General features: G+C 40.8%; 28 protein-coding genes and 2 pseudogenes. 24 read left to right on the top strand and 6 right to left on the bottom strand.

The features are described 5' to 3' along the window. Positions 1 to 251: 251 nt before the first annotated feature. Positions 252 to 1,403 (bottom strand): IS91 family transposase, encoded by a 1,152-nt coding sequence (locus tag AC1ECB_RS14080; RefSeq protein WP_485666579.1) that lies wholly within the window; start codon positions 1,401 to 1,403, stop codon positions 252 to 254. Beyond that, complete coding sequence (locus AC1ECB_RS14075) at positions 1,400 to 2,275, bottom strand: tyrosine-type recombinase/integrase (protein ID WP_485669247.1); 876 nt, start codon at positions 2,273 to 2,275, stop codon at positions 1,400 to 1,402. The genes AC1ECB_RS14080 and AC1ECB_RS14075 overlap by 4 nt, the downstream gene beginning before the upstream one ends. 741 nt (positions 2,276 to 3,016) lie before the next feature. Here AC1ECB_RS14075 and AC1ECB_RS14070 point away from each other — a divergent pair. The 12 genes and pseudogenes from AC1ECB_RS14070 to tnpB all read left to right on the top strand — a co-directional run. Then, a pseudogene (locus AC1ECB_RS14070) lies at positions 3,017 to 3,622 on the top strand (terminase TerL endonuclease subunit); the annotation flags it as partial. A 77-nt stretch (positions 3,623 to 3,699) separates the two neighbouring features. Continuing rightward, on the top strand, positions 3,700 to 3,960 hold the full coding sequence (locus tag AC1ECB_RS14065) for a type II toxin-antitoxin system Phd/YefM family antitoxin (RefSeq protein WP_485669246.1): 261 nt from the start codon (positions 3,700 to 3,702) through the stop codon (positions 3,958 to 3,960). Beyond that, positions 3,953 to 4,261: a type II toxin-antitoxin system RelE/ParE family toxin gene (locus AC1ECB_RS14060; RefSeq protein WP_485669245.1), complete on the top strand. Its 309-nt coding sequence runs from the start codon at positions 3,953 to 3,955 to the stop codon at positions 4,259 to 4,261. The genes AC1ECB_RS14065 and AC1ECB_RS14060 overlap by 8 nt, the downstream gene beginning before the upstream one ends. A 41-nt stretch (positions 4,262 to 4,302) precedes the next feature. Beyond that, complete coding sequence (locus AC1ECB_RS14055; RefSeq protein WP_485669346.1) at positions 4,303 to 5,256, top strand: group II intron maturase-specific domain-containing protein; 954 nt, start codon at positions 4,303 to 4,305, stop codon at positions 5,254 to 5,256. Positions 5,257 to 5,668: 412 nt separating this feature from the next. Beyond that, on the top strand, positions 5,669 to 6,034 hold the full coding sequence (locus tag AC1ECB_RS14050; protein ID WP_485669244.1) for a hypothetical protein: 366 nt from the start codon (positions 5,669 to 5,671) through the stop codon (positions 6,032 to 6,034). Positions 6,035 to 6,321: 287 nt separating this feature from the next. Beyond that, on the top strand, positions 6,322 to 6,528 hold the full coding sequence (locus tag AC1ECB_RS14045) for a hypothetical protein (RefSeq protein ID WP_485669243.1): 207 nt from the start codon (positions 6,322 to 6,324) through the stop codon (positions 6,526 to 6,528). Between the two features lie 88 nt (positions 6,529 to 6,616). After that, positions 6,617 to 6,895 carry a hypothetical protein gene (locus tag AC1ECB_RS14040; RefSeq protein ID WP_021171234.1) on the top strand — a complete coding sequence of 93 codons (279 nt, stop codon included), beginning with the start codon at positions 6,617 to 6,619 and terminating at the stop codon, positions 6,893 to 6,895. Further along, on the top strand, positions 6,888 to 7,169 hold the full coding sequence (locus AC1ECB_RS14035) for a DUF1294 domain-containing protein (protein WP_485669242.1): 282 nt from the start codon (positions 6,888 to 6,890) through the stop codon (positions 7,167 to 7,169). Before AC1ECB_RS14040 ends, AC1ECB_RS14035 begins: the two co-directional genes overlap by 8 nt. A 171-nt stretch (positions 7,170 to 7,340) precedes the next feature. After that, a complete protein-coding gene (locus AC1ECB_RS14030) occupies positions 7,341 to 7,619 on the top strand; it encodes a hypothetical protein (protein ID WP_485669241.1) in 279 nt (92 codons plus the stop codon). A 53-nt stretch (positions 7,620 to 7,672) separates the two neighbouring features. Further along, positions 7,673 to 8,854, top strand: coding sequence for a hypothetical protein (locus AC1ECB_RS14025; RefSeq protein WP_485669240.1), 1,182 nt, complete (start codon positions 7,673 to 7,675; stop codon positions 8,852 to 8,854). A 78-nt stretch (positions 8,855 to 8,932) separates the two neighbouring features. Then, complete coding sequence (gene tnpA, locus AC1ECB_RS14020) at positions 8,933 to 9,301, top strand: IS66 family insertion sequence element accessory protein TnpA (protein ID WP_485664427.1); 369 nt, start codon at positions 8,933 to 8,935, stop codon at positions 9,299 to 9,301. Next, complete coding sequence (tnpB, locus tag AC1ECB_RS14015; RefSeq protein ID WP_485666585.1) at positions 9,295 to 9,651, top strand: IS66 family insertion sequence element accessory protein TnpB; 357 nt, start codon at positions 9,295 to 9,297, stop codon at positions 9,649 to 9,651. The genes tnpA and tnpB overlap by 7 nt, the downstream gene beginning before the upstream one ends. 169 nt (positions 9,652 to 9,820) lie before the next feature. Here tnpB and AC1ECB_RS14010 read toward each other — a convergent pair whose 3' ends face one another. Together AC1ECB_RS14010 and AC1ECB_RS14005 are read right to left on the bottom strand one after the other, a co-directional pair. Beyond that, positions 9,821 to 11,614 (bottom strand): IS1634 family transposase, encoded by a 1,794-nt coding sequence (locus AC1ECB_RS14010; protein WP_485668909.1) that lies wholly within the window; start codon positions 11,612 to 11,614, stop codon positions 9,821 to 9,823. A gap of 311 nt (positions 11,615 to 11,925) precedes the next feature. Continuing rightward, complete coding sequence (locus AC1ECB_RS14005; RefSeq protein WP_485668909.1) at positions 11,926 to 13,719, bottom strand: IS1634 family transposase; 1,794 nt, start codon at positions 13,717 to 13,719, stop codon at positions 11,926 to 11,928. 231 nt (positions 13,720 to 13,950) lie between these two features. Between AC1ECB_RS14005 and tnpC the strand changes: the two genes are divergently transcribed. From tnpC to AC1ECB_RS13990, 3 genes are all read left to right on the top strand, one after another. Then, positions 13,951 to 15,534, top strand: a complete 1,584-nt coding sequence (gene tnpC / locus AC1ECB_RS14000) for an IS66 family transposase (protein WP_485665402.1) — start codon at positions 13,951 to 13,953, stop codon at positions 15,532 to 15,534. A 212-nt stretch (positions 15,535 to 15,746) separates the two neighbouring features. Beyond that, entirely contained in the window at positions 15,747 to 15,983 is a 237-nt protein-coding gene (locus tag AC1ECB_RS13995) for a hypothetical protein (RefSeq protein WP_485669239.1), read from the top strand. Positions 15,984 to 16,374: 391 nt separating this feature from the next. Beyond that, on the top strand, positions 16,375 to 16,797 hold the full coding sequence (locus AC1ECB_RS13990; RefSeq protein WP_485669238.1) for an EamA family transporter: 423 nt from the start codon (positions 16,375 to 16,377) through the stop codon (positions 16,795 to 16,797). A 504-nt stretch (positions 16,798 to 17,301) separates the two neighbouring features. On the opposite strand, the gene AC1ECB_RS13985 is transcribed toward AC1ECB_RS13990, so the two are convergent. Next, positions 17,302 to 17,541, bottom strand: a complete 240-nt coding sequence (locus AC1ECB_RS13985) for a hypothetical protein (protein ID WP_485669237.1) — start codon at positions 17,539 to 17,541, stop codon at positions 17,302 to 17,304. Positions 17,542 to 17,734: 193 nt separating this feature from the next. On the opposite strand from AC1ECB_RS13985, the gene AC1ECB_RS13980 reads away from it, so the two are divergent. Further along, positions 17,735 to 18,208: a Dps family protein gene (locus AC1ECB_RS13980; RefSeq protein ID WP_485669236.1), complete on the top strand. Its 474-nt coding sequence runs from the start codon at positions 17,735 to 17,737 to the stop codon at positions 18,206 to 18,208. A 42-nt stretch (positions 18,209 to 18,250) separates the two neighbouring features. Here AC1ECB_RS13980 and AC1ECB_RS13975 read toward each other — a convergent pair whose 3' ends face one another. Further along, a complete protein-coding gene (locus AC1ECB_RS13975; protein ID WP_485669235.1) occupies positions 18,251 to 19,612 on the bottom strand; it encodes an IS1634 family transposase in 1,362 nt (453 codons plus the stop codon). Between AC1ECB_RS13975 and AC1ECB_RS13970 the strand changes: the two genes are divergently transcribed. The 8 genes and pseudogenes from AC1ECB_RS13970 (at position 19,535) to AC1ECB_RS13935 (ending at position 26,842) form a co-directional block, all read left to right on the top strand. Next, positions 19,535 to 19,780 (top strand): tyrosine-type recombinase/integrase, encoded by a 246-nt coding sequence (locus AC1ECB_RS13970; RefSeq protein WP_485669234.1) that lies wholly within the window; start codon positions 19,535 to 19,537, stop codon positions 19,778 to 19,780. The genes AC1ECB_RS13975 and AC1ECB_RS13970 overlap by 78 nt on opposite strands. After that, the gene (locus tag AC1ECB_RS13965) at positions 19,773 to 19,979 is read left to right on the top strand and encodes a hypothetical protein (protein ID WP_485669424.1); all 207 of its coding nucleotides are present in this window, start codon (positions 19,773 to 19,775) and stop codon (positions 19,977 to 19,979) included. Before AC1ECB_RS13970 ends, AC1ECB_RS13965 begins: the two co-directional genes overlap by 8 nt. Beyond that, complete coding sequence (locus tag AC1ECB_RS13960) at positions 19,910 to 20,563, top strand: IS91 family transposase (RefSeq protein ID WP_485669233.1); 654 nt, start codon at positions 19,910 to 19,912, stop codon at positions 20,561 to 20,563. Before AC1ECB_RS13965 ends, AC1ECB_RS13960 begins: the two co-directional genes overlap by 70 nt. A gap of 563 nt (positions 20,564 to 21,126) precedes the next feature. Beyond that, positions 21,127 to 21,507 carry a reverse transcriptase domain-containing protein gene (locus AC1ECB_RS13955; protein ID WP_485669345.1) on the top strand — a complete coding sequence of 127 codons (381 nt, stop codon included), beginning with the start codon at positions 21,127 to 21,129 and terminating at the stop codon, positions 21,505 to 21,507. A 16-nt stretch (positions 21,508 to 21,523) separates the two neighbouring features. After that, entirely contained in the window at positions 21,524 to 22,000 is a 477-nt protein-coding gene (locus tag AC1ECB_RS13950) for a hypothetical protein (protein ID WP_485669232.1), read from the top strand. A gap of 533 nt (positions 22,001 to 22,533) precedes the next feature. Next, on the top strand, positions 22,534 to 24,507 hold the full coding sequence (locus AC1ECB_RS13945) for a methyl-accepting chemotaxis protein (protein ID WP_485669231.1): 1,974 nt from the start codon (positions 22,534 to 22,536) through the stop codon (positions 24,505 to 24,507). 657 nt (positions 24,508 to 25,164) lie between these two features. Next, a pseudogene (locus AC1ECB_RS13940) lies at positions 25,165 to 25,593 on the top strand (terminase TerL endonuclease subunit); the annotation flags it as partial. A gap of 106 nt (positions 25,594 to 25,699) precedes the next feature. Continuing rightward, positions 25,700 to 26,842 carry a Fic family protein gene (locus AC1ECB_RS13935; protein ID WP_485669230.1) on the top strand — a complete coding sequence of 381 codons (1,143 nt, stop codon included), beginning with the start codon at positions 25,700 to 25,702 and terminating at the stop codon, positions 26,840 to 26,842. Positions 26,843 to 26,921: the final 79 nt, after the last annotated feature.

Genomic DNA, 26,921 nt, shown 5'->3' with positions numbered 1-26,921 from the left:
CAGTTGAGCCACAAAATTATCTACGCGCAAAATTTTTGATTGTCCGGGAAGAATGAAGTCGCGGGCTGCCCAGCTATGGAATTTCAATCTTTTTCTCTCGGTTTTTGATCGTTGATTTTTTCTGTTTTCGTACATTTTTTGTGCTTTACTTTGCTAATTTGTAATAAATGGGGGTTCATTTGTCTTGATTTGGACATACCTTCCCCCTCCCCCAAATAGGTCTTGGCAGTATCTATTCAATTTCTGCAACATTAAGGCGATGCCCCTTTGGCTAATGAATAGCTTGCCTGTAATTTACCTTTTCCACATACAGGACACATCGTTACATCCCTGCCTACAAGAATGCATAGAATCTCAACAGTTGTAAGACCTTCAAATTTTGGTTTGTAGGTTGGACTTAAAGTTAGTTTTCTGCTTAGTTCCAGCTTGGTCTTTTTGTTTCGGTTGGCAAGGAGTCCGTAATGCCTGATTTTGACAAAACCTTTGGGAAGTACATGCAGTAAAAATCGCCGAATGAATTCAACGCCACTGAGCGTTAGCGTTTTTGTCTGGTTGTTGTCGTTAGAGTCTCTTACGGTAATTGTCACCGTATGTTCATCCATGGCGACAATGCGTGTATTGGATAGGGCTATCCGGTGCGTGTACCTTCCCAAATATCGAACAACAGCGAGTGGACCGGAAAAAGTCTTTTTTGTGTAAATGTACCAGTTTTTGGCATAACACTGCTTGAGTAACTCCCGGAAACATTTTGGCTGTTGATATTTCTGGGCATCTCCATAAAACATCAGCAAGTTTTGGCGGTAGTATTGCTTGATGTGGTGAAGAAACTTACCCCGAAACTTTTTAGCTAACACCTTTACTGGAAGGAAGAACTTCTTACTGCTGTTTTGCCATTGATTGTTTTTTGTTAGTCCGCCTGCCAATACCACCGTGTGGATGTGCGGATGATAGTGCAAATCTTGTCCCCAGGTATGCAGTAAGGAAAAAAAGCCGATCTGTGCGCCAAGATATTTGGTATCTTGGGAAAGTTCCGCCAAGGTTTGGGCTACCGCTTGATACAGCAAGCCATAAAGCAATTCCTGGTTTTGATAAACCAATGGCTGAAGCTGTGATGGTAAAGTAAACACCACATGGAAGTAAGGAGCATTGAGGATATCTTTGCTTCTTGCGTCTACCCAAACTGCCTTATTAATACCCTGACACAAAGGGCAGTGCCGATTCCGGCATGAATTGTAACGAACAACTATATGGCCGCATTCTTCGCATTCAAACGTATGACCACCTAAAGCTGCTGTCCTGCAGCGCATGATATCATTAGCGGCTTTGGCTTGTTGTATGTATGGAGCATAGCTTTTTTCATACTGGGGATAAAACTTAAGGAAAACATCCTGTACTGTAGTCATTTGGAGTTGCTGTTTCCAGTAGTATCAAGAGGGCTCTTAATGCCCATAAGGCTTTTCGATGTCATATGCAGGTATGTCATTGTAGTCTGAAGATTTTTGTGCCCCAGCATTTGCTGGATAAACACGGGATCGACCCCATCCTCTAAGGCATGTGTAGCAAAACAATGCCGAAGCGTATGGGCAGAAATATTTTGTTTTATTTGCAACTGGTTGCGCAGCTTAATCATGGTATTTTTGATGGACTTGACGTTAATGTGCTCGCTTTTGTGTTGTCCTGGAAACAACCAATCGTCCATTTGGTAGCTTGAAAAATAGGCCCGGAAGTACTTTCGCAATACATCAAGGGCCAGTTCTGACAAGATGGTGTATCGATTTGTATTATGTTTGGCGTTTTCTACCCGTACGCGCATACTTTTACTACAAATGTCACAAATCTTCAATTTAGCTACTTCGCTGACCCTGAGACCACTACCGTATAGTAATGCTAAAATAGCTTTATGCTTTAGATTCGCAGCTTTATTTAATATTGCCAGCACATCTTGCTTAGCTGGGGTGACTGGAAACTTACGTATTCTTTTCATCCGGGGAATTTTTAAGGGGTTCCACTCTTTACCTATGATACAGGTATGAAAGAATTTCACAGCGGAAATGTAACAATTAATGGTTCCAGCTGACAGACCCTTTTCCTTTTTGAGATAGAGGACATATTGTTGGATATCGCTATCTGTAACGTCTTCCATGCATTTGTGCTGATTTTGCATATAATTGATGAAGGCAAAGATTCTTCGCAAATAGGATTCCCGTGAAGATTCCGGAGTCCCTTTAAGTTCAAAGTATAGCTCAATCTCTTGTTTATATTGTTGCATAGACATACTACCTCCTGATTTTTTGGTTTTGTGAAGCCAATTCATGGCATCAGGAGGAGCTCTAGCTGTGTTAAAAAACGTATGTATTTCAGTCTTAGGACATGGTATAATCATAAAGTAAAAAGTACGTTCCTCCTTTCTGGTTTGTTTGGTTTGGCGATTAAACAATACCACAAAAGGGCGTACTTTTTACATTTTTCATGAAATTTTTATTTACGGGGGACTATCAAGGCCATCGCGTGAGCGATTTCGTTCTTCGTGCGCCACGCAGGGGCGCATCATATAGTGGGTGGGAATCCCACTGAGAAAGATCTAGCAAATCACTCATAGCGAGTCTTGGGCGGCATAGGGTAACCTATGTCGTTAAGCGTAGACAGCAAGGTAGTAGGCCGAAAGCGAAAGCTGAAGGGATAGAGCCTCGAAATCCCAATCGGGAAGGTTGATACTGTGAACCGAGTAGAAAACAACATCAAGATATTCGCTATGCAAGAATACCTTGACTTCCCCGGGGTCGGTGACCTTGGCATGTTACACATAGTTATGATGCGTCAACGTGGGAGACCCTAGCAGCTCTTTACGCAGAGGAAGTAAGGCCACCAAGCGATAATAAAGTGAGAAGGCCGAAAGCGCTAGGGAGTCAGATTACTGCATACTACCGAGGAAGCAGGGTAATGCCTGCAGAGGGAAGGCGGTAACACAACATTGACCTTGAAAGAGAAACATATTCTACACACAGAGGTAGGGTGACTTGATTTATCAAGCACCACAGATATTACCGCCTTTGTCCTGGTATTCCCGCCACGTGATAGCACTGAGAAATTTGTAGTGCTGCCATACTTTTGGATTCCTGAAGATAACTTGGCTACAAGAGTTCGGCGAGATTATGTGCCCTATGACATCTGGCAGCAGCAGGGCTACATTAAGACCACCCACGGTAATGTGGTCCATTACGGCTTTATTGAAACCTTTATTGAAGAACTCAACACCAAGTACAACATCAAAGAAATTGCCTTTGATAGATGGGGTGCTGTACAAATGGTCCAGAACTTAGAGGGCATGGATTTTACCGTCATTCCTTTTGGACAAGGCTACAAGGATATGTCGCCAGCAACCAAAGAACTCATGAAGCTTACCTTAGAGAAGAATATAGCACATGGGGGTAACCCATTTCTCCGTTGGATGATGGATAATATCTATGTAAAAACTGACCCAACTGGCAATCTTAAGCCAGACAAAGAAAAAAGCACCGAGCCGATTGATGGTGCAGTGGCATTGATTATGGCGCTTGATCGGGCGATACGGAATGAAAATAAGGCCAGTGTATATGATGCGAGGGGAATATTAGTGTTGTAGGCGGTTAAAATGAATGGAAACATTGATTGTGGGGCATAATTATGGTACAATAAAGCCACAGAAGGGAGCTGAATGTTATGCCTCAGATCATTCCAATTCGAGATTTGAAAAACACAAGTGAGATTTCTCAAATGTGTCACGCATCCAATGAACCTATTTTTGTAACAAAAAACGGTTATGGCGATATGGTAATCATGAGTATGAAAATGTATGAAGAAAAGATGTTCATGCTTGACGTATATAGTAAGCTCATTGAAGCCGAGGAACAGCTAGCGGAAGGAAAAGTGCTTGACGCTGATGCTTCTTTAAAGAGCATAAGAGCGAAATACAATGTATAAATTGCTGGTTTCAGAACTTGCGCATCAAGATTTAAACAATATTGTTTCATACATTGCCGGACAGTTGGCCAATCCAAAGGCTGCTGGAGATTTCCTGGATGAAGTTGATACATGTTATGGTTTTCTAAAGAACAATCCAATGATGTATGAAAAGTGTCAAGATAAGCGGTTAGGAAAAGAAGGCTACCATAAGGCATTGATTAAGAATTATGTGCTTGTATATAAAATCAATGAAGCTTCTCAAATTGTAAATATTATGCGCTTTTTCTACGGTGCACAGGACTATATGAAGTTGATATAAATTATTATAAACATTAAGGCATCTGCTAACCATAAGGGGGCATCTGTAGTCCATTATTGGCGAACGTAGCCTTGCATGGGCTAGAAACAGACATTGAAGCAGCACTCCCTACCCAAAAGAGAATAAACGGGCAGACGCTTCATTGGAAATCGCAAGTCATCCGCTATGCAGATGACTTCGTAATCCTTCATCGAGATGCCCCATCGGTAGAAGTGGTCCGAAAGCTGACAGAAACCTGGTTGGGAAAAGTGGGACTGGAGTTGAAACCGGAAAAGACTAAATTTGTTCACACGGTGGATCGCCTAGTACATGAAAAACCAGGATTTGATTTCCTGGGATTCACAGTACGGCAATTTCCTCAGCGTAGAAGAGGGAAAAGTACACCTGCGGATGACAATTCCCAGCGTATTATAAGGATAATTAAACCAAGCAACAGCGGAATAAAGCGCCACGTCGCCAAGCTAAGGAGCATCATTCATAGATATGGAAGCAACGATCAGGGGAGTTTGATCTACGCGCTAAACCCAGTAATCCGGGGATGGTGTAACTATTACTCGACAGTTGTATCAAAAGAAACCTTCGGAAAAATCGAGCACGTGGTATTTCAGATGTTGTGGGCCTGGGCGAAGCGACGACATCCTAAGAAATCAAGACACTGGATATATGAACGATATTGGATCAGACATAAGGGGACACTAGTATTCAAAGACAAAGACTCCCCGCCCTTGTTTGGTCATAAAGAGACTCCAATTCATCGTCATATAAAGGTAAAGGGGATGCGCAGCCCGTTTGATGGGGACTGGCTATACTGGGCAACGCGAATGGGCAGATATCCGGGACTCGATAAAAAGGTCGCCGAGGCGTTGAAGAAACAACAAGGTAAATGCGCCGTGTGCGGCCTTTACTTCACTGAATTGGATTTGCCGAATACCGTGACAAATGCGCAAAAGAATCACCCAACAACGTACTGGTTAACACATAGTCACTGCCAATAAAGAAGTGCCAATAATTTGGCCAAATAACTGAGGAGCCGGATGACGAAAAATTGTCACGTCCGGTTCTGGAGCCGAGCCGGAGGGGTAACCTTTCCGGCTTAGGTAGCGGCTTGAGGCCGCAAGGCCTCTGGCTACTCGATCGCCTGACAACGAAATTTCACTAATTTGTTTTGCCGATTATCGAGAGTGTAACTCACGGGTACAAAGGAAGACAAGTATAATCCAGGTGACGCTTCCTGATTTGCGGAGGATGGAGATATCGGTAACAAATATTTTGCTCCGCAATAATACGGAAAATAAAACACCGCAAAGTAACGTCGGACTTTAGTTGGGCAGATTTTTAAATATGCAAGCAGCTGGAAAAGATGAAGTTGCCGGTTGCTGAGCAAATCATATGTATGGGAGAAAACATATGCGAAAAACAAAGAAACGGGCGCAACGGCTTCAGTCAGCCCAGCTGTGGATGTTAAAATATGAAGGAAAGAACATTGTTAAAGGCTATAGAAAACATTTTGGCGTAGATATAATATGCGCTATTACAGAACTTCAACTGCTTGGATATAAATTTACCGACGAATACACTAACAGTGTAAGAAGAACAATTGAAGCTGAGCGAATAAAGCGACTAGAAAAGAAGAAGCAAAAAGATTTAGCGGGTCTAATATCTTCTGATTCTGATGACACATTTTATTATGTTGCTGGATATACTTCCGGCGGCGCACCTTATGGCATAACCTGGGAAGAAGCAGAACGCTTTGTTGGCGAAGATGACGAGTAAGGAGAATAACGATGCCTGTGAAAATAAAGGACTTGGTTGCTGAAATGGAAATGCAGATGGATGAATATAGACAGAAGGATACAAGGTGACGGTTTGTCCTGTTTCCTTACTATTGAGGATTGACCGTATTTATAGTGGTTTCTGTCAATATTCTCATTCATCGAAACAAGTGAAAGGAAATAAGCTATTTATTGGCGAAAAAAGATAGTGGATATTGTCAGCAATAAAATTTTGCCTAGGGCGGGATGTTGCTGGCATTATCATGCAGAAAAAGGAGAGGATTAATTATGACAGAAGATGTAGTAAAAGAAGAACAAGATAATTCAAAAAAAGTGAGCTGGGAAGCTTTCGTAAAGCAGGATGCACTTAACTTTATGATGAGCCACAACCTTCAAGCTATTACCGTTGATGATGGTGCCGGTAAGAAAGGCGTCATTAAACGGACAAGTAAAGGTGACTTTTCCGTACAAATCACTTCCAACGAAATATTGTAAAAGTGAGACCCCATAGGGAGCCGTGATTGGCTTACCCTATGGGGTGCAGTTTATCATCGACTATTAAACTTTCCGGGAGGTAGTCTTTTTGTTACCGGTAAAAAAGGTGGCTGTCTTTCTTATGATGCTTGGCATGAAAAAAGGCCAAAGTATCCTTGAGTTAATGGATAATAGCGAAATCAAAGCTGTTGTGTCTGAAATTCGGAGCCTATCGGCGGTTTCACCAGAATTTCAAAAAAGCGTCTGGGCAGAGTTTAAAGAGTTAGGCTTCGAAGAAAACATGAGACCTTCTGAAATATTAACTGTTCTACGATTTTTATTTAACGGCAGCAAGATAAGTGATAAAGGGGACCGGCGATATGATTAGCGGCTTTCCGCCGTTGTTTGCGCTATTCATTCTATGGAATTTAGCTGCATTTCTGATGGTTATGCTGGACAAACGCCGGGCTCGCAGGAATGAGTGGCGCATCCGTGAGCGAACTTTTTTCGTTTGTGCTGCAGCCTTTGGAGCGTCAGGGATTTTGCTTGGCATGCACGGTTTCCGCCATAAGACACGCCATCGATTATTTACTATAGGCATACCAGTGTTATGTTTGCTTAATCTTATTGTTGGATATTTTCTCATGACGTTAATAGCCTAAGTAAAAACACACGGATGCAAACCTTGTGTTATCGCTATAAAAATTAGATTGCAACTGGCCGTCAGGCTTGCGTTGGTCGATAAAATTGCGTTATTGTGTTATTTATATCTAGAACTATGTTTCTTCCTGTTCCGTTTCTAATGAAAAAAATAGATGAGGAGAAAAAATACGGTGAAGCAGTCTAATATTGAGTATATGATAAATATGACCAAGGAATATCTTGAAGGGAAAATAGAGAGCTTTGCATATAATTTGGATTTTTCGTATGAGTTGGAGAAACGATATAAGAAGATGCGGCGGGAAGACGAGGATTACTGTGACCTGATCTATGAATTCCTTTATGAAGAGGGTGTTGCAAGGTATAATGAACTATCAGAGATAGCATTCAAAAAATTGGTTCATAAGCAATACAGTCACATAAAAAAAATCGCCCGAGAGGGTTTCTGTTAGTATATTTTATGCAGAGAAGTATTGTTGATCCAACAATTAGAAAGGGGGTTGCCATGACAGACAATAGACAGCTATCTGAAATAAAAGATCATATCACCGCTACTATTCGCCGCAATTCGGACAGGGGCTTTATCCCATATAGCGGCTGCAACCGGATTTGTACGGAGTTTCTTGGTATATTACAGGAAGCCGATAATCTGACAGACCAGAGGCAGGCGTTTGATATTTATATTTTTGCATTGCTGCGAATGGTAAAGTTACTTTCTCATGCTGACACATCTTCCGGCGCGGCCACTGACGTATGCCGAGAATGCGTAGAAAAAATAGACAAGCTGTGTCGGGAATCTAGTGAAGAAAATAATAAGCATTTCTTTGATATGCTTATTAAGACAGCAAAGAATAAGGCATTTCATGATTGGCCGGATGATGGTTATAAGTTATTAAAATCAGCTGTTTATTTTGTTCATGATAAAAAGCAGGCTAAAAAAATATACGACGTTTTTCCGTTACTTGGAACTCTTTATGATGGCAGGCCATATCCAGACGAACTATTAATTACTCATTCGATTATTGAACTGTTGGACGGAGCAGAAGTGGCAGAACAATATCTGATGGAACACATTGATGTGCCGGAAATTAGGATGATTGTTGTGGACAAGGCTATTGCCGAAAAGGATTACCAACAAGTAGAAAAACTATGCAAGGAAGCCATCGAGAAGAAAATACGCGGACATTTCACCCGGCCTGCTCCCTGGGCTTACTATTTGGAACAAATCTACGCTGAAACAGGTAAACAGGATGAGCTTACGGAAACCGTACGATATATCTTGTTTCAGCGGGACACAGCCTATTTGATGAAGCTAAAAAAAATATATCAGCAGCAAGGTGTTTGGAAAGAAAAAGAAGAGCTGCTTTGGCAGGAGCTTTCGAAGAAATTGCCAGTGAATGAATATGCGGCTCTCTTGGAGCGACAGGGCGAAATGGTAAAGTTATTAGATGTTGTCAAACAGTGGCCTTCGCTTGTATTGTATTATGGCAAGCAAATGGCTATTAACTTCCCGGAAGAAACACACAAAATCTTTGAGGAGTACATATTAAAGGAAGCCCATGCAGCTACTGACCGCAGAAAATATAAGCAAGTTTGCCGGATGATTAAAGATTTTGCTCAGGCGGGGGCAAAAGAAAAAGGTAAGCGTCAAATAAATCGTCACATGTACAACCAGGCCTCCGGATGAGACAATAGGTCCAAGAGAATCACATAGAGTTTGTTGGAGTCATTTGGATTCTTAGAAACTCGCAGGAGGTCTACTTTTATGAGCGTACAGAAAGTGACGCATGAAGTTCGATTGGAGAAATGGCGCAATATTGTTACGGCTTGCCGCAACAGTGGCAAAACCATTAAAACGTGGTGCAGCGAAAATAACATTAACGTGAAAACATACTATCATTGGCAGAAACTTGTATGTCAGGAGACTTGCCGGGCAATTTCGGTAAGTCTCCCTGCCTCCAGCGAGGCTGTTCCCGTACAGGGTTCGGTATTTGCAGAAATGAAGATGCCTAAGCATCGTGCGGAAACATTGGCTATCACGATTGAGCGTAACGATATGCAAATCCATGTCTATCAAGGCGCTGATATGGTAACCGTGGAGGCTACGCTTCTGGCACTGAAACATTTATGTTAGGTGATATATCTAAAATCGAACATATCTTTCTCGCCTGTGGCCACACCGATATGAGAAGATCTATTGATGGTCTGGCAGCGACCATACAGCAATGCTTTCACCTAGATCCGTTCTCCAGCAGTCTGTTCCTGTTTTGCGGCCGTCGGCGTGATCGAATCAAAGCGCTCTTTTGGGATGGCGATGGCTTTGTACTTTTGTATAAACGGCTGGAGAACGGAGGCTTTCAGTGGCCAAAAGATGAAAAAGAGGTCAAACACATTACGCCACAACAGTTTCGTTGGCTAATGGAAGGGTTAAGCATTCAACAGCCGAGGGCGCATAAAAAAGTCGATAAAATACAAATCGTCTAATTTGCTGAAAGTCCTAAATATCCTGCAAAATCAATGGATTTAACGGATTTTTCATGGAAAAAAGCCATAAAATATGGTATAACCCGACTTTTACAGTTAGAAAGATAAAAGAAGTTCATAATTGTTGAATTTACTGGCTTTATTCAAGTTGATTCATATGTAAAATTTGTTATGCTACAGTAATATTTTTCAGGAATTTATTAAATAGCTCCTGCCTCGGATAAATATTGTAAAAACTTGTGCCGAACGTGTCCTGGATTATCTTGTAGTCCATTGCGATTTCATCTCTATCGGAATATGCCAAAGTGTCTACTATTTCCCCTTTTTTGTTTAGCGCTTTTTGAAACGCGATCGCACCGCCGACATCGTCAAGGTGAATGATACCGCCTTTCAAAACCTGGCATGTCGCAGCCCCCAGAGTTCTTGCGATTCGTTCGGCTGACAACGCTTTTTCTCCCATGCGGTGCTGAATGATTCGGATGATGAGAAGGGCGACGAAACAGATCAAGAAATGTGCACGGATATGTTCAATTTTTCTAACGAACACGGGTCTGGCATAAAGATCTGTTTTCATAATCCTAAACGACTGTTCTATCTGCCAAAGACCGCCGTATACCTGCCGCATTTTGCGCTCATCGTAGTCAAGTTCGCTGCTGATAATGCAAAAATAGCCATCATACATCGCGTCATGCTCCGCCTTTTCTAAATTCACACTGCGGAGCTTTTTCGTGTTTCCCAGTATCTCCCCAGTTTCCTTGTCAACGATAGCTTCTTTTGTATATTCGTCGACACCTTTTTTGATACTATAGGCATTGTTTTTGACCGAACGCGCAGCTTTTTCCAGTTTTTCTTCCCGTTTACGCTTTGCCATGTCGGCTTCAGTCTTCTTCCAATATAAAAGTACTTTTCTTACTCGGATTTCTTTTTTTCCGTCCTTGTCCTTACCCTCGTATTCTTCTTCGAACAGCTTGTATCTGTAGGTACCCTGTTCGTTTGATGTCCATCCACTTTGATCAAACAGTTTTTCATTGTAGCGTTGTCCTTTTTTCCCTTTTATTATCTGCGAAAAGACAAAACCGTCACCGTTGTTCACAATTGCGTTGATATTCTTCGAAGAGTTGAGGCCTTTATCGGCAACTACAATCAGTCGTCCTAACCCGTACGAATCCTTGACATCCTTCATTGTCGGCTGAAGCGTAAGGGAATCACTTGTATTTCCTGGGAACATCGACATATTGACTGGTAATCCGTTGGAATCCATAAACAACCCCATTGCGACAATAGGGTCAGTGCGGTGTTCTTTCGATACGCCTCTTTTTCGCAGATCCTCTTCGCCATTTGGGAAATCGATCTCGAAGAAATAATTAGTCACATCATAGAATGCATAGGAAAGGTCTCGACCGATCGTTTCTTTAACACGTTCGTTTAAATGCCGTTGCAACTCCACCTCAAAATCTGCGAAGTGGTCAAGCGACCTGTAGACATCTGGCAATGTAAAATCGGTGCACATCCCGTAGAAGCCGTCCTTCAATTGGCATGAGGCGCGTTTTGAATCTGGATGAAGAACTCTTGCCAACACTAAGAATTTAAAAATGTCGCAGGGTGAATACTCCACCCGAAACTTGCGTGATTTCTCAAAGTTCTCGATGAATGAATTGATTTCGAGCAGATTATAAACGGCTTCCAGGAACTTGTATCCGTAGTTCTGTCGCCGATTTTCTTCACCATACATCATCGCATTAGCTGCAACTTCGATTCGTAAGGGAACAGTATCTTTAAAGTTATCATCGAATTTCACTACCATAGCCATGAAAGCTTCGGGATCTGGCTGATCTTCGAGATAACCAAAACTTTTAATCGTACGCTGCTTTGTGGGTAGCCCTGGTCCAGGGCGATACCCTTCGACAACACGGATGTGAGTCTTAATAACGCCGCCACGCTTTACACGATCTTTTTTAATCATTGAATATCACCTCATTTACATTATAGCATATCTGTAGCATAACATAAATAAAAACGCATAAAAAAATGCGGAAGTCCGCATTTTACAAGTAGATTATTTCACTCTGTCTGCTCTCTATGTTCTGCTAACTGTAAAAGTCGGGTTTGCTGAAAGTCCTAAATATCCTGCAAAATCAATGGATTTAACGGATTTTTCATGGAAAAAAGCCATAAAATATGGTATAACCCGACTTTTACAGTTAGAAAGATAAAAGAAGTTCATAATTGTTGAATTTACTGGCTTTATTCAAGTTGATTCATATGTAAAATTTGTTATGCTACAGTAATATTTTTCAGGAATTTATTAAATAGCTCCTGCCTCGGATAAATATTGTAAAAACTTGTGCCGAACGTGTCCTGGATTATCTTGTAGTCCATTGCGATTTCATCTCTATCGGAATATGCCAAAGTGTCTACTATTTCCCCTTTTTTGTTTAGCGCTTTTTGAAACGCGATCGCACCGCCGACATCGTCAAGGTGAATGATACCGCCTTTCAAAACCTGGCATGTCGCAGCCCCCAGAGTTCTTGCGATTCGTTCGGCTGACAACGCTTTTTCTCCCATGCGGTGCTGAATGATTCGGATGATGAGAAGGGCGACGAAACAGATCAAGAAATGTGCACGGATATGTTCAATTTTTCTAACGAACACGGGTCTGGCATAAAGATCTGTTTTCATAATCCTAAACGACTGTTCTATCTGCCAAAGACCGCCGTATACCTGCCGCATTTTGCGCTCATCGTAGTCAAGTTCGCTGCTGATAATGCAAAAATAGCCATCATACATCGCGTCATGCTCCGCCTTTTCTAAATTCACACTGCGGAGCTTTTTCGTGTTTCCCAGTATCTCCCCAGTTTCCTTGTCAACGATAGCTTCTTTTGTATATTCGTCGACACCTTTTTTGATACTATAGGCATTGTTTTTGACCGAACGCGCAGCTTTTTCCAGTTTTTCTTCCCGTTTACGCTTTGCCATGTCGGCTTCAGTCTTCTTCCAATATAAAAGTACTTTTCTTACTCGGATTTCTTTTTTTCCGTCCTTGTCCTTACCCTCGTATTCTTCTTCGAACAGCTTGTATCTGTAGGTACCCTGTTCGTTTGATGTCCATCCACTTTGATCAAACAGTTTTTCATTGTAGCGTTGTCCTTTTTTCCCTTTTATTATCTGCGAAAAGACAAAACCGTCACCGTTGTTCACAATTGCGTTGATATTCTTCGAAGAGTTGAGGCCTTTATCGGCAACTACAATCAGTCGTCCTAACCCGTACGAATCCTTGACATCCTTCATTGTCGGCTGAAGCGTAAGGGAATCACTTGTATTTCCTGGGAACATCGACATATTGACTGGTAATCCGTTGGAATCCATAAACAACCCCATTGCGACAATAGGGTCAGTGCGGTGTTCTTTCGATACGCCTCTTTTTCGCAGATCCTCTTCGCCATTTGGGAAATCGATCTCGAAGAAATAATTAGTCACATCATAGAATGCATAGGAAAGGTCTCGACCGATCGTTTCTTTAACACGTTCGTTTAAATGCCGTTGCAACTCCACCTCAAAATCTGCGAAGTGGTCAAGCGACCTGTAGACATCTGGCAATGTAAAATCGGTGCACATCCCGTAGAAGCCGTCCTTCAATTGGCATGAGGCGCGTTTTGAATCTGGATGAAGAACTCTTGCCAACACTAAGAATTTAAAAATGTCGCAGGGTGAATACTCCACCCGAAACTTGCGTGATTTCTCAAAGTTCTCGATGAATGAATTGATTTCGAGCAGATTATAAACGGCTTCCAGGAACTTGTATCCGTAGTTCTGTCGCCGATTTTCTTCACCATACATCATCGCATTAGCTGCAACTTCGATTCGTAAGGGAACAGTATCTTTAAAGTTATCATCGAATTTCACTACCATAGCCATGAAAGCTTCGGGATCTGGCTGATCTTCGAGATAACCAAAACTTTTAATCGTACGCTGCTTTGTGGGTAGCCCTGGTCCAGGGCGATACCCTTCGACAACACGGATGTGAGTCTTAATAACGCCGCCACGCTTTACACGATCTTTTTTAATCATTGAATATCACCTCATTTACATTATAGCATATCTGTAGCATAACATAAATAAAAACGCATAAAAAAATGCGGAAGTCCGCATTTTACAAGTAGATTATTTCACTCTGTCTGCTCTCTATGTTCTGCTAACTGTAAAAGTCGGGTTTGCTGAAAGTCCTAAATATCCTGCAAAATCAATGGATTTAACGGATTTTTCATGGAAAAAAGCCATAAAATATGGTATAATTATTACATGAAAATTCTAGTGAACGGTACTAATACACAAGAAGAAATGATCTCTGTTTCTCGTACTGAATATGAGGCACTAAAAATACAAAATGAGGAACTGACTCAACAGGTCAAGTGGCTGATGGAGCAAATGCGTCTTTCCAAACAAAAACAGTTCGGCTCCTCCAGTGAAAAAAGCAAATACGATCAGTTTAATCTTTTTAACGAGGCGGAGGCAACAGCAGATGAACGGGTGCCCGAGCCTGAATTGACTGAAGTTCAGAAGCATTATCGTAAGAATGTCAAAGAAAGAAAAGAGACCATTCCTGCCGATTTACCAATAGAGGTTGTAGAGCATTTTTTACCGGAACATGAACAGGAATGCCCGGAATGTGGTTCAAAACTGCATATTATGGGTAAAAATGTCCGCCGCGAATTGAAGATCATCCCGGCCAAAGCAGTTATCGTAGAACATATTGACTATGTATATGCCTGCCGCGACTGTGAAGTCAATTCATGCAGCGTGCCTATTATCAAGGCACCAATGGACAAGCCGGTAATCAAAGGAAGCTTTGCTTCTCCAGAAGCAGTTGCTCATATTATGACACAGAAATTTGCAAATGGAATGCCATTGCATCGCCAGGAGCAAGATTTGAGCCGTATGGGCATAGCTCTTTCCAAACAAACTATGTCTAACTGGCTAATTCGGTGTTCTGAAGATTGGCTGGAGCCAATCTATGATGCCTTTAAAGAGCTACTTTCCATACAGCCAGTGCTCCACGCAGATGAAACCATTTTACAGGTACTTCACGAGCCGGGCAAATCTGCGCAAAGCAAAAGCTACATGTGGCTGTATAGAACTGGCGGGTGTGCTAGTATACCTATTGTGCTGTGTGATTATCAGCCAGACCGGAAGGCAAAGCATCCTTTAGAATTTTTGCAGGAGTTTAGCGGCTACCTTCATACGGATGGTTATGCCGGGTATCATAGCTTGCCGGAGCGAATCGTCATTGTGGGCTGCTGGGCACATGCCAGAAGAAAATTTGACGAGGCGCTAAAAGGCCTTTTGGAAAAAGACCGAGAAGGCTCTGGGGCGCAACGTGGCAAACAATATTGCGATAAGCTATTTACTATTGAGCGCCAACTAGCTGATTGTACACCGGAAGAACGCTATAAAAAGCGTCAGGAACTGGCAAAACCAGTGCTTGACGAGTTTTTGTCGTACCTTCATACAGTAAAGGCATCTACCAAGAGCGGATTTGGCAGAGCCGTGCACTATACGTTGGAGCAATGGAAATATCTCGAACGATATCTACTGGACGGAAGGCTGGAAATCAGTAACAATCGCGCCGAGCGCAGCATTAAGCCGTTTGTGATTGACCGCAAAAATTTTCTCTTTGCCAACACACCGCGAGGAGCTAAAGCCAGCGCAGTTGTGTTTAGCATAATAGAAACCGCAAAGGAAAATGGGCTCAATCCATATGCCTACCTGACTTATATTTTTAAAAACGCACCCAACTGGGATATACGAAATGATGTTGAGGTACTACAACGACTAATGCCCAGTTTTGTTCCAGATTACTGTAAAACTAATGCCGTTACCAAATGACTTGTTGTCAAGGTGACGGCATTTTTGACGCTTACAGAAAAAGCAATCAATTTAATTGATCGCTTAAGTGAAATGTATGTAAGGCGTCCGGCTATGGTAGAGGAATTGGGTGGGTTGAAAAGAAAGCTAGGAACCTAAGATACCCATTTCCACCGGATCAGGAAAGGTAATCTGGTGAAGATGAAGAAAAAGATTATTAGGAGATTAAGAATATGACCAATCAGAATTTAAAAAGGACTATTTTGGCAACTGTTGATAATCAGATTCGAGAGAATAACCCGCCAATTACAAGAACGACATTGGAAAAATTAAAAAAATTAGGATACACCGAAAAAATCGCCAAAGAAAAAATTGCTGCTGTCCTTATTGAAGAAATATATGATGTAATGAAAAATAATGCACCTTATGATGAGGAAAGGTATAGTAAAAAGTTGAGATCATTGAAATAAGCAGTGCAGTGTTTTGTGCCGCAAAGTAATAGCCAGTTAATATGGCTACTATTTTGCGGTGCTCATGTTTTTTAAGCAGATATTAAGACAGACCTAACCGGCACTTCCAAACTTGCCCAGGATAAACCCTCGCGTTATTTCTAATTTATTTATCCGCCTAATTCCAAAAACGACTTCACGGACATCGTCTTTGGGTGTTGTATATATAGGCTTCTCAGGTTTTTTTAAGCCATCTATCCGGACGGAGAGCCACCGCCATTACTACAATGCAACTTGGGCAGATTGGTGTGATAAGCGAAAATTTTTATCTTTTATTATAAACAAGAAACAAAAAATCAAGTAAAATAGAATAGAATAGACTATATTTTATAGTGAGGAGAAATTAACTTTTATGTATGTATTTTCAATTGTACTAATTGTAGCATCAAATATTCTGTATAATGTGTGTCAGAAATCAACACCAGAAAGTGTCAACCCAATGTCGTCTCTACTTGTAACCTATTTGACAGCATCGCTCGTAACTCTTATTACATTCCTACTTTATTACACGGATGAAAATTTAGTTCAATCTATAAAAGGATTAAATTGGACAAGCATTGTGCTTGGCATTACAATCGTTGGTCTTGAATTTGGTTATTTGATGGCATATAGGGCAGGTTGGAATATAAGTGTTGGTTCTTTAGTAGCAAATATTCTTCTTGCACTAATGCTTATTCCAGTTGGTATTTTATTCTACCAAGAGGGGTTTGCTATAAATAAGACATTGGGTGCAGTGCTTTGTTTGATTGGACTGGTACTTCTAAACAAGAACTAAAGTGTTAATTTGAAGTTAGATAGCCACTGGGGACGCTTCTGAATGGCAACAAACTAATCCTAAAATATTAATGGTCTTGTGTGATTTCTATGCCAAGAATGCTAGGCAACTAAGTAAAACAGGCATTTATCATATAATGTTACGTGGTAATGAGCCTTCCGCATTAATTAAACGGGGATATAAAGATATTACTTCGTGGTTTAACTATAAATTACCTTCAGTATCTCCGGGTTTTACATAAACCGACTCATACGCAGTAGTATTAAAAAAAGTACGAGAAACAGCCAGTGGTATAATAGCCAATATAACAAGAGCTAAAAATAGTATGAATTGAACTAAAAGATAAAGTTTAAAAAAGTATAGTATGATTGAAATTACATCAATGAAGATATATAATTTAGTTGTCAAATTTAATTCACTTTCTTTGGCCCAGCACTAAGCTGGGTATTTTTTTGCCTTCTGCCGGGTTTGAGGCTGGTGGACGGCATTCGCCAAGCAGCATCATTAATACAGTACACATGCTGTATTGCCGGTAAGATAACAAAAAATCCGCCGCATTCCATATTCATCGGAATAACGGCGGATTTTTTGTTTTTCCTTATGACGCCAGTAGTCGTTTTTTCGGTCGACCCAGATAGAAGCTGATTTAACCTCCGGGGTCATAGCCCGATTCGGTTTACCGGCAATTTTTAGTGTATTCGGATTGATAGTTCCACATTTTATTGTTTTTTTACTCTTGGACATGGTGACACCTCCTATGATAATATCAGTCTGAGTAAACCGTCCAAGTCTTGGCATTGATAGGATAAACTGTTTTCTAATAAGCGGTATATCCAAATAAAATTAACATGTGTTATTCGCACAGTACATAACCTATTTGCATATATTATTACTAACAGGATTACCACATATTAATAAGCAAAAAGGAGCGTTTAAAATGAATAAATACTGCCCTACTGTAGAAAATCCGGAAAAACTCTGTGAAACAGTAAAAGGTCTAAACATATACCTGGCAAATCTTAATATACTTTATGTTAAACTTCATAACTTACATTGGAATGTTGTAGGCGTAGGATTTTTTGATTTACATGCACAAACACAAGTACTATATGAGGCAATTGCAGATAAATTTGATGCTGTTGGCGAAAGAATTAAAATGTTAGGTTATCAGCCTCTAGCTTCAACAGAAGAGTATCTTGAAGTTGCTACAATAAAGGAACTTCCCAGCGAATTTTTCAGTTCACAAAAAGTAGCTAAAATAATAGTAGATGACTTTTGTTGTATGGTAAGTATGCTGAAAAGAATAAAGGATGTAGTCACAGATGATTGTGCAAGCGGACTTATAGGCGACGGCATTTGTTTCTTTGAAAAATATATCTGGTTTTTTAGTGCTTATTTGACAAAATGCTAAATGAATTCGGCGTTCACAATGAATCCTCAATTCCCGATAAATTTATAACGAGGCTGGCGGCTTAATTCCGAGGCTTTTATAAAGTCCTACCTGTTTCTTTGTTACCTCACCTACATGCAGAGCATGACATGGCTGTTCAAAGCATTCGATGACATCAAGATCATCCAGAAGTTCCTGCATTGTGTAGCTTTTATATAAATTTTGTTCCGACATCTGTTTCTTTATGTAAGAAAGATAGATCAGAGCTATGAATTGGACAAAGAGCTTTCCTTCTAGTGCACTGTCTAATGACACGCCAGTGCGCCGCATGTTCAGGCGTTCCTTCAGATTACCAAAGGCTTTTTCCACAAGATCCTTGTTACGGTATGTTTCAAGAGCCTTTATTGAATCTTTGATTTCATTACTGATAAGAGCAAAAAAACCATAATCCTTTTCGGCGGCGTCCACGGCTTCCTGCTTAACTGTGACCTTCGTTCCCCGTACCGGTGTCGTACTAATATTGAAATACTTGGTGTACTGCCGTTCATGTTCTGGTTTACGACTTCCGGAAACCAGTTCTTCTTCCAGCATATCGAGCATGGCATTGAAGTTCTTTTCGTGTTCAAGAGCCTTTTCGCCATTAAAATAAATATGAAGATACATACGTCTTTTATCTTCGATGGTGTCTCCCTTATAGGGTCTTTCCTGTGAATAATTCCAGGAAATCAGGGCTGTATGTGAATAAATCTGATAGACAGCATTATAGTTTGCTCGTGTCCTTAGGGTATCCCTTACCTTATCCAGTTCCATACGGATAAACTTCAAGGATACTTTGGCTGAAATGAGGAACTTCAGATGATTTTGATAAAGATTGTTAATATTTTCTTTGCTGTAAAAGCCTCGATCCATAACTAGCTTTATCTTACCAAATCCAAGATATTCCATGTCAGTAAGCAGTTTTTTAACCGTCTTGACGTCACTGATATTACCGGCGAGTTTGCGGTAATAGAAGGGCAGGTTTGATTCTTCACCAAACAGCAGCGCAAGATTAATCTGCGGAAGCGGATAATGGTCTTTGTTGTGTCCATATTTTACCTGCTTTAAGGATTCGGAATAGGACGAAATACTTGTCGTGTCATAGGCCCAGTATTCGTTCTCACTTCTTCGTTTTCCTTGAAGCCGAAAAAAATGCTCCTTTCCTTCCTCGGTTATGGATGCGAACAGTTCACTGCTTCTTTGAGAAGAAATGTTTTTTCCATAAGGATGCATGTGTGTCCGATCCCATTTGGGAAAACGACTTAATGGATTCCTATCTTCAAGAATCAGGAAGTAGGCAATAGATAGAATTTGCCTATATTGCTGTGGAAAGCACGATTTCAAATCTGCGGAAATACCCAGAACTTCACCTATAGAATCGCAACCCACTTGCTGGAAGACGGCGCATCTCTATTACAGATTAAAGAGCTGCTCGGTCACAGCAGTATCCAGTCCACAACTATTTATTTGCATCTGGCAAATGTAACAGCTGGCATAAAAAGCCCGCTCGACAACATGCCTACGATTGGTAATCCAGAGGCAGCTTCCCATGCCTGAATTACAAGATATTTTTGCCCAACACGGAGAAAGCTATCGTTTCAACCACGGCCTTTCCATGAATCAAAGGAAAGCCACGCGTGCTATAGAGAACTGTCGCACCGCTGCCATCCTCATACTCACTGTATCGTGCCAGGTGGCGGGCTTACCTCTTGCGGCAAGTGGGTTAACTCCAGAAAAAAGTTTTTTATTCCAGTGAAGGTTTTGTCGAGAAAATTCAGAGGTAAGTTTTTATATTATCTTAAACAGGCTAAGCTTGAATTTTACGGCTCAAGTGGTTATCTTCAGAATCCGGCTCAGTTTCATGATTTTATGACATCTCTTTATCAAAAGGAATGGATTGTCTATTGCAAGCCGCCTTTCAAAAACGCTGGCTATGTAGTCGAATACCTGGGGCGTTATACTCATCGCGTTGCCATTTCCAACAATCGTATCCAAAAACTTGTAGACGGCCTTGTTACATTCAAGTGGCGTGACTATAAAGATGGCAATAAGCAAAAAGAAATGGAGCTACAAATAGATGAATTTATTCGCCGGTTTCTCATTCATGTGTTGCCTAGTGGTTTCACCAAGATACGTCATTATGGTTTTTTAAGTCTGCGAAATAAAGCAACAAAACTGAAACTCTGTAAAAAGCTCACAAAAACCGTGTCTAGTGGCATACCAAGAGTAAAGCTATCCATACTTGAGTTATTGAAAAAACTAACTGGTAAAGATGTATCGCTTTGTCCGTGTTGTAGAGTTGGTCATTTCAGCAGAGATTCACCAGGACAATCACAGTAAGTGGATAGGGACTCCATAGTGCCTCTTAATTGGGGAGGGGGAACGTATGTCTAAACTGCGCTATTTCGAAGCATTTTGGTCGTTATTTCTGATCTTTAGCAAGCAAGTTTTTAAAAAATCGATATACCAATGATCAAAATGCACTTAAGGCATTTTTTTATTTCCCCATAAGCTCAAATGCGCCGCAGTTTCGTCCAATAGAATTATCCAAAGTCAGCTCCCAGTCTCGGCGAGCTGATTTTTCTTGTGCAGCTGACCTCGGATAATTCTCTATTCATTATGCAAAGTAAGTTATTATGCTAAGTAATCTGCTGAAGTGCTGATAAACTCTACAGTTTTCTTTGATTTACTTTGCATAATATATTTGGACATGTGGTCAAATATTCAAAAAAAATATCAAAATAGCTTTTCTTTATACGAAATAAACTGGTTTTCCAGACTTTCTACGCATGGGGTCAGCTTTTTTACGAGAATATTATGCGAAGTAAATCAGTTACAAATGCCCTCAAACCGTGCATTCTAAGCGTTTACTTTGCATAATATATTACTTTGCATAAGGTGGCATTTTATCTCCTTTGTTATCGAATATAGTCTTAAATGAACTGGACTGGTGGATTAGTGATCAATGGGAAAGTTTCGAAACAGCTCATACCTTTACAAGAAATGACAATAAGCTAAATGCTCTACGTAATTCTTCAAAGCTAAAAGAATGCTTCATTATTAGATACGCTGACGACTTTAAGATCATGTGTCGTACCCGCGATATAGCCGAAAGAGTCTTCATAGCAGTTAAGTCTTGGCTCAAAGAAAGATTACATCTTAAAATTAGCCCGGATAAATCCAAAATAACAAATCTGCGAAAGAAATCATCTGAATTTCTTGGCTTTTCGATTAAAGCCGTTGTAAAAGGCAAAAAGCGGGTAGCCCATTCAAGTAAAATCTGATGCTGTTAGTAAAATAATGGTCAAAGGTAAAAAACTAATCAAAAAAGTCAAACAGAAGTCCAGCCAAAAAAATATCGCCCTGTTCAATTCCTACGTGCTGGGAACCCAAAATTACTATCGTATAGCAACGCACTGTTCTATAGACTTCAATAATATTGGATACTATCTTGATAGGATAGCAAAAATGAGATGGCGGTTAATCGCCACCAATAAAGGCTCTCCTGACAAAGTATATACCCAAAAATATAAGGGCTATAACAAAAACAAATTATATATCCGCTGCAAAATTATATACCCCATGTCATGTTGCAAGCATAAAAATGCAATGAGCTTTTCTACCAAAATAAATAACTACACCACTGAAGGTAGAATACTCATTCATAAACAGATCGAAAAGGTATCAGAGCATGAATTTCTCTATCTGGTGAAACACCCTGTAGAAAATCAAAGCATTGAATACAATGACAACCGAATATCATTATTCTCTGCCTAATGCGGGAAATGCAGAATACTTGGAACGAGACTGAATGTCAGTGATTTTCACTGTCACCATATCAAAAACATCCAAACCAATGGAAATGATAAATACAAAAACCTTGTTATAGTTCACCCTGATATTGACCAATTAATACACGCAACCCAATCCGGTATCATTCATCAACTACTGGCGAAACTTAATTTATCTAATGAACAGATAGAAAAAGTAAATCAATTCCGGCTAAAAGTAGGAAATTCTGAGGAAAATATGAAAAGTGCTCCGGCTTGTGAGAATATGGGTCGAAGCACTTTTGGAGCTTGGAGAACTACTGCGAAGCAGTTTAGTACAATCAAAAATTTGCGTAGATAACTTGGAGGATAATCTTGCAGATTCTGCTGTGAGGTTAGCCTTTTTTGCGCGCAAAACTTCCGATTGAGCCTTCAAGAACCGTTCTTTTATATTTGACAAAATATTTAGTAAAAGAGGTTATTTGTCTTAATATGACGAATACATATATATCCAAAGTATAAATAGGGGAGGTTCATTTCGTGAGAAGCATTCAGACAAAATTGACGGTATTTATTTTATTTATCTTTTTGGTGGCGATGGGAACTTTGGGAGGACTGAACTACTGGAAGGCGCGATCAATCATTACTGACAATATGAGCAGTGATATTGCTGAAAAGGCAAAAAATTCATCTGGCGATGTCGGTGACTGGTTGGAGGCTCGTAAAGCAGAGATGTTGATAATGTCGGTAGATCCTTTGGTTCAGAGCGGAAACTTTGAAGTGATTGCTCCCTTTTTGTTAAATGTTGCTCAAACGAATAAAGTGTACGACAGCATTGGATATATTAAACCTGATGGAACATATATTAATTCATTGGGGTCACAAGGCAGCTTGTCTGAGCGGGAATACTTTCGGCGAGCAATTAAAGGAGAGACAGTAATTTCCGACCCAGTGATATCAAAAACTACTGGTAAACCGATAACGGCGGTGGCTATTCCTGTAAAAAAAGATGGTAAAGTTAGTGGTGTGATTTATGGGTCGATTAATATGGAAGGACTCAGTAAGAAAGTATTAGATATAAAAGTAGGGCAGACGGGATATGCTTATGTCTTGCAGGCAGATGGCTTGATTATTATTCACCCTGATAAGGAAATAGCTATGAAGGTTAACGCCGTCAAAGACGAAAAACTTCCGCAAGCGCTCCGTTCTGTTAATGAACGCATTGTAAAGGGTGAGATAGGGTTAGCTAATTATGATTATGCAAACACAAATAAAATGGTGGCCTTTGCACCGGTACCAGGGGTCAAATGGTTTTTGGCTATTAATGTGCCAATAGCAGAAATATCCGGAGCTGTATCAGCCTTAACCACGATCTCAATGACGACGATTATTGTGGTTTTAGTTCTTACCGCCCTGGTGATTGTTTGGATTGCGCGCCGTATTGCAAAACCTATTCAGGCATTGGAGACGGCGGCCAATCGTATTGCTGAGGGTGACATTTCACAGACAAAACTGGAAATTGTCTCTAATGACGAGATTGGGCGTTTAGGACAGAGTTTTGAACAAATGGTGCAAAATCTGCGCAATCTTATTCGAAAAATTCATGGGGCTACTGAGCAGGTAGCAGCTTCCTCGCAGGAATTGACAGCAACTTCGGAACAATCGGCACAGGCCGCCAACCAGATTGCTACGTCAATTACTGATGTGGCTGCAGGTGCCAGTGAGCAGATGGATGTAACCAACGACACAACTGCTGTTGTGGAGCAGATGTCGTCCAGTATTCAGCAAATGGCCGCTAATGCCAATCAATTGGCTGATTATTCATCCCAGGCGGCTGAAAAGGCAAAAACTGGCGATAAAGCGGTAGAACAAGCAGTGGTACAGATGGGGCAAATCCAAACGACGGTTACAGCTTCAGCTCACGTTGTAGCAAAATTAGGTGAACGCTCCAAAGAAATTGGACAAATAGTCGATACTATTTCCGGTATTGCCGGACAGACCAACCTTTTGGCATTAAATGCGGCTATTGAGGCTGCAAGAGCGGGAGAACAGGGTAGGGGTTTTGCCGTAGTAGCCGACGAAGTGCGCAAGTTAGCTGAACAGTCACAGGATGCAGCAAAAAGAATTGCCGAACTTATTGGCGAAATTCAGGGAGATACCGACAAGGCCGTTGTAGCCATGGAAAATGGCACGAAAGAAGTCAAGACAGGAGCCGAGGTTGTAAATCATGCTGGTGCGGTCTTTAGGGAAATTGCGGGTCTGGTGACAGAGGTATCGGGTCAGGTGACAGAAATTTCTGCTACAATGCAGCAAATGGCGGCAGGCAGCCAGCAAATTGTTGGTTCGGTGAAAAAGATTGACAGTCTTGGCAAAAAATCGGCGGATGAGGCACAGAGCGTTTCGGCTGCTGCTGAAGAGCAACTGGCTTCTATGGAGGAAATTGCCTCATCGAGCCAGGCACTTGCTAAGTTAGCCCAGGATTTGCAGACCGAGGTAACTAAGTTTAAGCTATAAATATAAAATGGAATACCATGAGCAGATAGTGTGAATACTTAGTGTAGCAAACACTTTGTTTTGGTTTTCAAATAATATTTTGGGTAAGCACCTCAGAATACCCTAAAATTAATGTGGTTCCCTATAAAGATATGTGCAGCTGTAATCAGCCATATTGAAAAATAGCCTTATTCCGCAAGGGTTCGCATGTTTTGATAAATTAAAAATGTGTGTTTTTATGTTTTCATAGACGTGCTAAACGGGGCGAACATACGTTGGGGGTCGCCCCCCCTACATGAAATTCGGTGGGGTTAAGGGGCGCGATGCCTTGAAATATAAGGGTTTTGCTGCTGCATACAGTAAATATATCGAACATGTGTTGGGGGTCGAAAAAGCGACACCCTAAGTCTATGCGAACATAAGTAAATGAGTTAAGTTTGATTTGTATGATAGTTTAATACTTGGTAAAGTGCTTCGGCCCGTGAGATGGGTCGAAGCACTTTTTTAGTTAGAGAGTCACTGCGAAACAGTTTAGTAAAATAAGATTTATGCGATATTGGCACTTGGGAAGATTGTATTCTTCTCAGGTGCTTTTTCTTGCCAATCTCGCATAAATCCCTACTCATTTTGCGTAAACGTATGGAAGTATTAGGGAGGACGATCCCTGTTACTGTTAAGACCACCCAAGGTAATGTGGTCTATTACGGCTTTATCGAAGCCTTTATTGAAGAACTCAACACCAAGTACAACATCAAAGAAATTGCCTTTGATAGATGGGGCGCTGTACAAATGTTGCAGAATCTAGAAGGTATGGGTTTTACCGTCGTACCGTTTGGACAAGGCTACAAAGATATGTCGCCAGCAACCAAAGAACTCATGAAGCTACCTTAGAGAAGAACATAGCGCATGGCGGTAACCCCGTACTCCGGTGGATGATGGATAATATCTACGTAAAAACTGACCCAGCTGGCAATCTTAAGCCCGACAAAGAAAAAAGCACCGAACGGATTGACGGTGCAGTGGCATTGATTATGGCGCTTGATCGGGCGATACGGAAATGTTAACAAAGCCAGCGTTTATGACGAAAGAGGTATTTTGACACTATAAAAATGAAATTACGCAAATTATTGACCAAGCTTATTTCATAAAAAACTTAAAAAATGAAATAATAAGTGATATAATACAAATGTAATTTCATTTTAAGGAGTAGAACATGAAGGATCGTGCCGGAGAGTATAAAAAAAATCTAAGCGGGGAAATGCAGTACAATTCCTATGAGCCAAAACCGCTACCGCCCAATCCGCCCGTAGTCATGGATGAAGAGATTATTGCTCTGTTGGTGAAAGCCAATAGAATGCTTGGAATACTGGATGCCCTTTCAAATCGGATACCTAATATTGATTTGTTTGTTTCCATGTACGTCCGGAAAGAGGCTTTGCTGTCTTCGCAAATTGAGGGAACACAGGCCACTTTGGAAGATATATTGGACCCAGCCATAGAAGAGAATACAAATCGTAATGTGGCGGATGTAATAAACTATATTAAAGCGGTTTTGTATGCTAGCAATAGAATGCAAGAACTTCCATTATGCAACAGACTTTTAAGAGAAACGCACGCAGTATTAATGGAAAACGTACGGGGGGGAGAAAAAGAGCCTGGGGAACTTCGGCGGAGTCAAAATTGGATCGGTCCGCAGGGAAGTACTTTGAAAACTGCCATTTATATACCCCCGAATCCGGAAGATATGCAAAGTGCTATGTCTGATTTAGAGAAATATATCAATAGTGAAGAAGAAGTTGATCCGCTCATTAAGATTGCATTAATCCATTATCAGTTTGAAACCATTCATCCTTTTTTAGACGGGAATGGTCGGATGGGCAGGCTGCTAATTCCTCTTTATTTACGGGAAAAGCACCTTCTTAAACACCCAAATCTATACATTTCTTACTTTTTAAAAAGAAATCGTATTGAATACTACGACCGGATGATGGAAGTAAGGCTAAAGGGAAGATTTGAACAATGGATTCAGTTTTTTTTGAAAGCAGTTGCTGAGTCAGCGCAAGATGCGATTGATACCATTGACTTGTTAGTGGCACTGCATGAAAGAGACCACGCAAGAGTACTGGGAGCGAAGAAATCACTCAAGACGACGGTGCAGGTTTTTGAATATATTAAAAAGAACCCGATTATTGATATCAAAAAAACCAGTACTGAATTAGGTCTTGCGTTTAATACGGTTTCTAAAGCGGTAAATAATTTGATGGAAATCGGGATATTGAGGCAAACACAAAATGCAAGCCGCAATCGTTGCTTTGCATATGAGGAATACCTTAACATTTTGAGAAAAGATACCTGACAATACTCAGACTATTATTTTCATTCAAAGCGAGCCATCTTCAGAAGGAGGTGGTTTTTTCATACTCATTTCAGGAGGT

This window comes from Sporomusa sp. 246TCP1, assembly GCF_057319775.1.
This window is presented reverse-complemented; position numbering and strand designations above follow the sequence as displayed.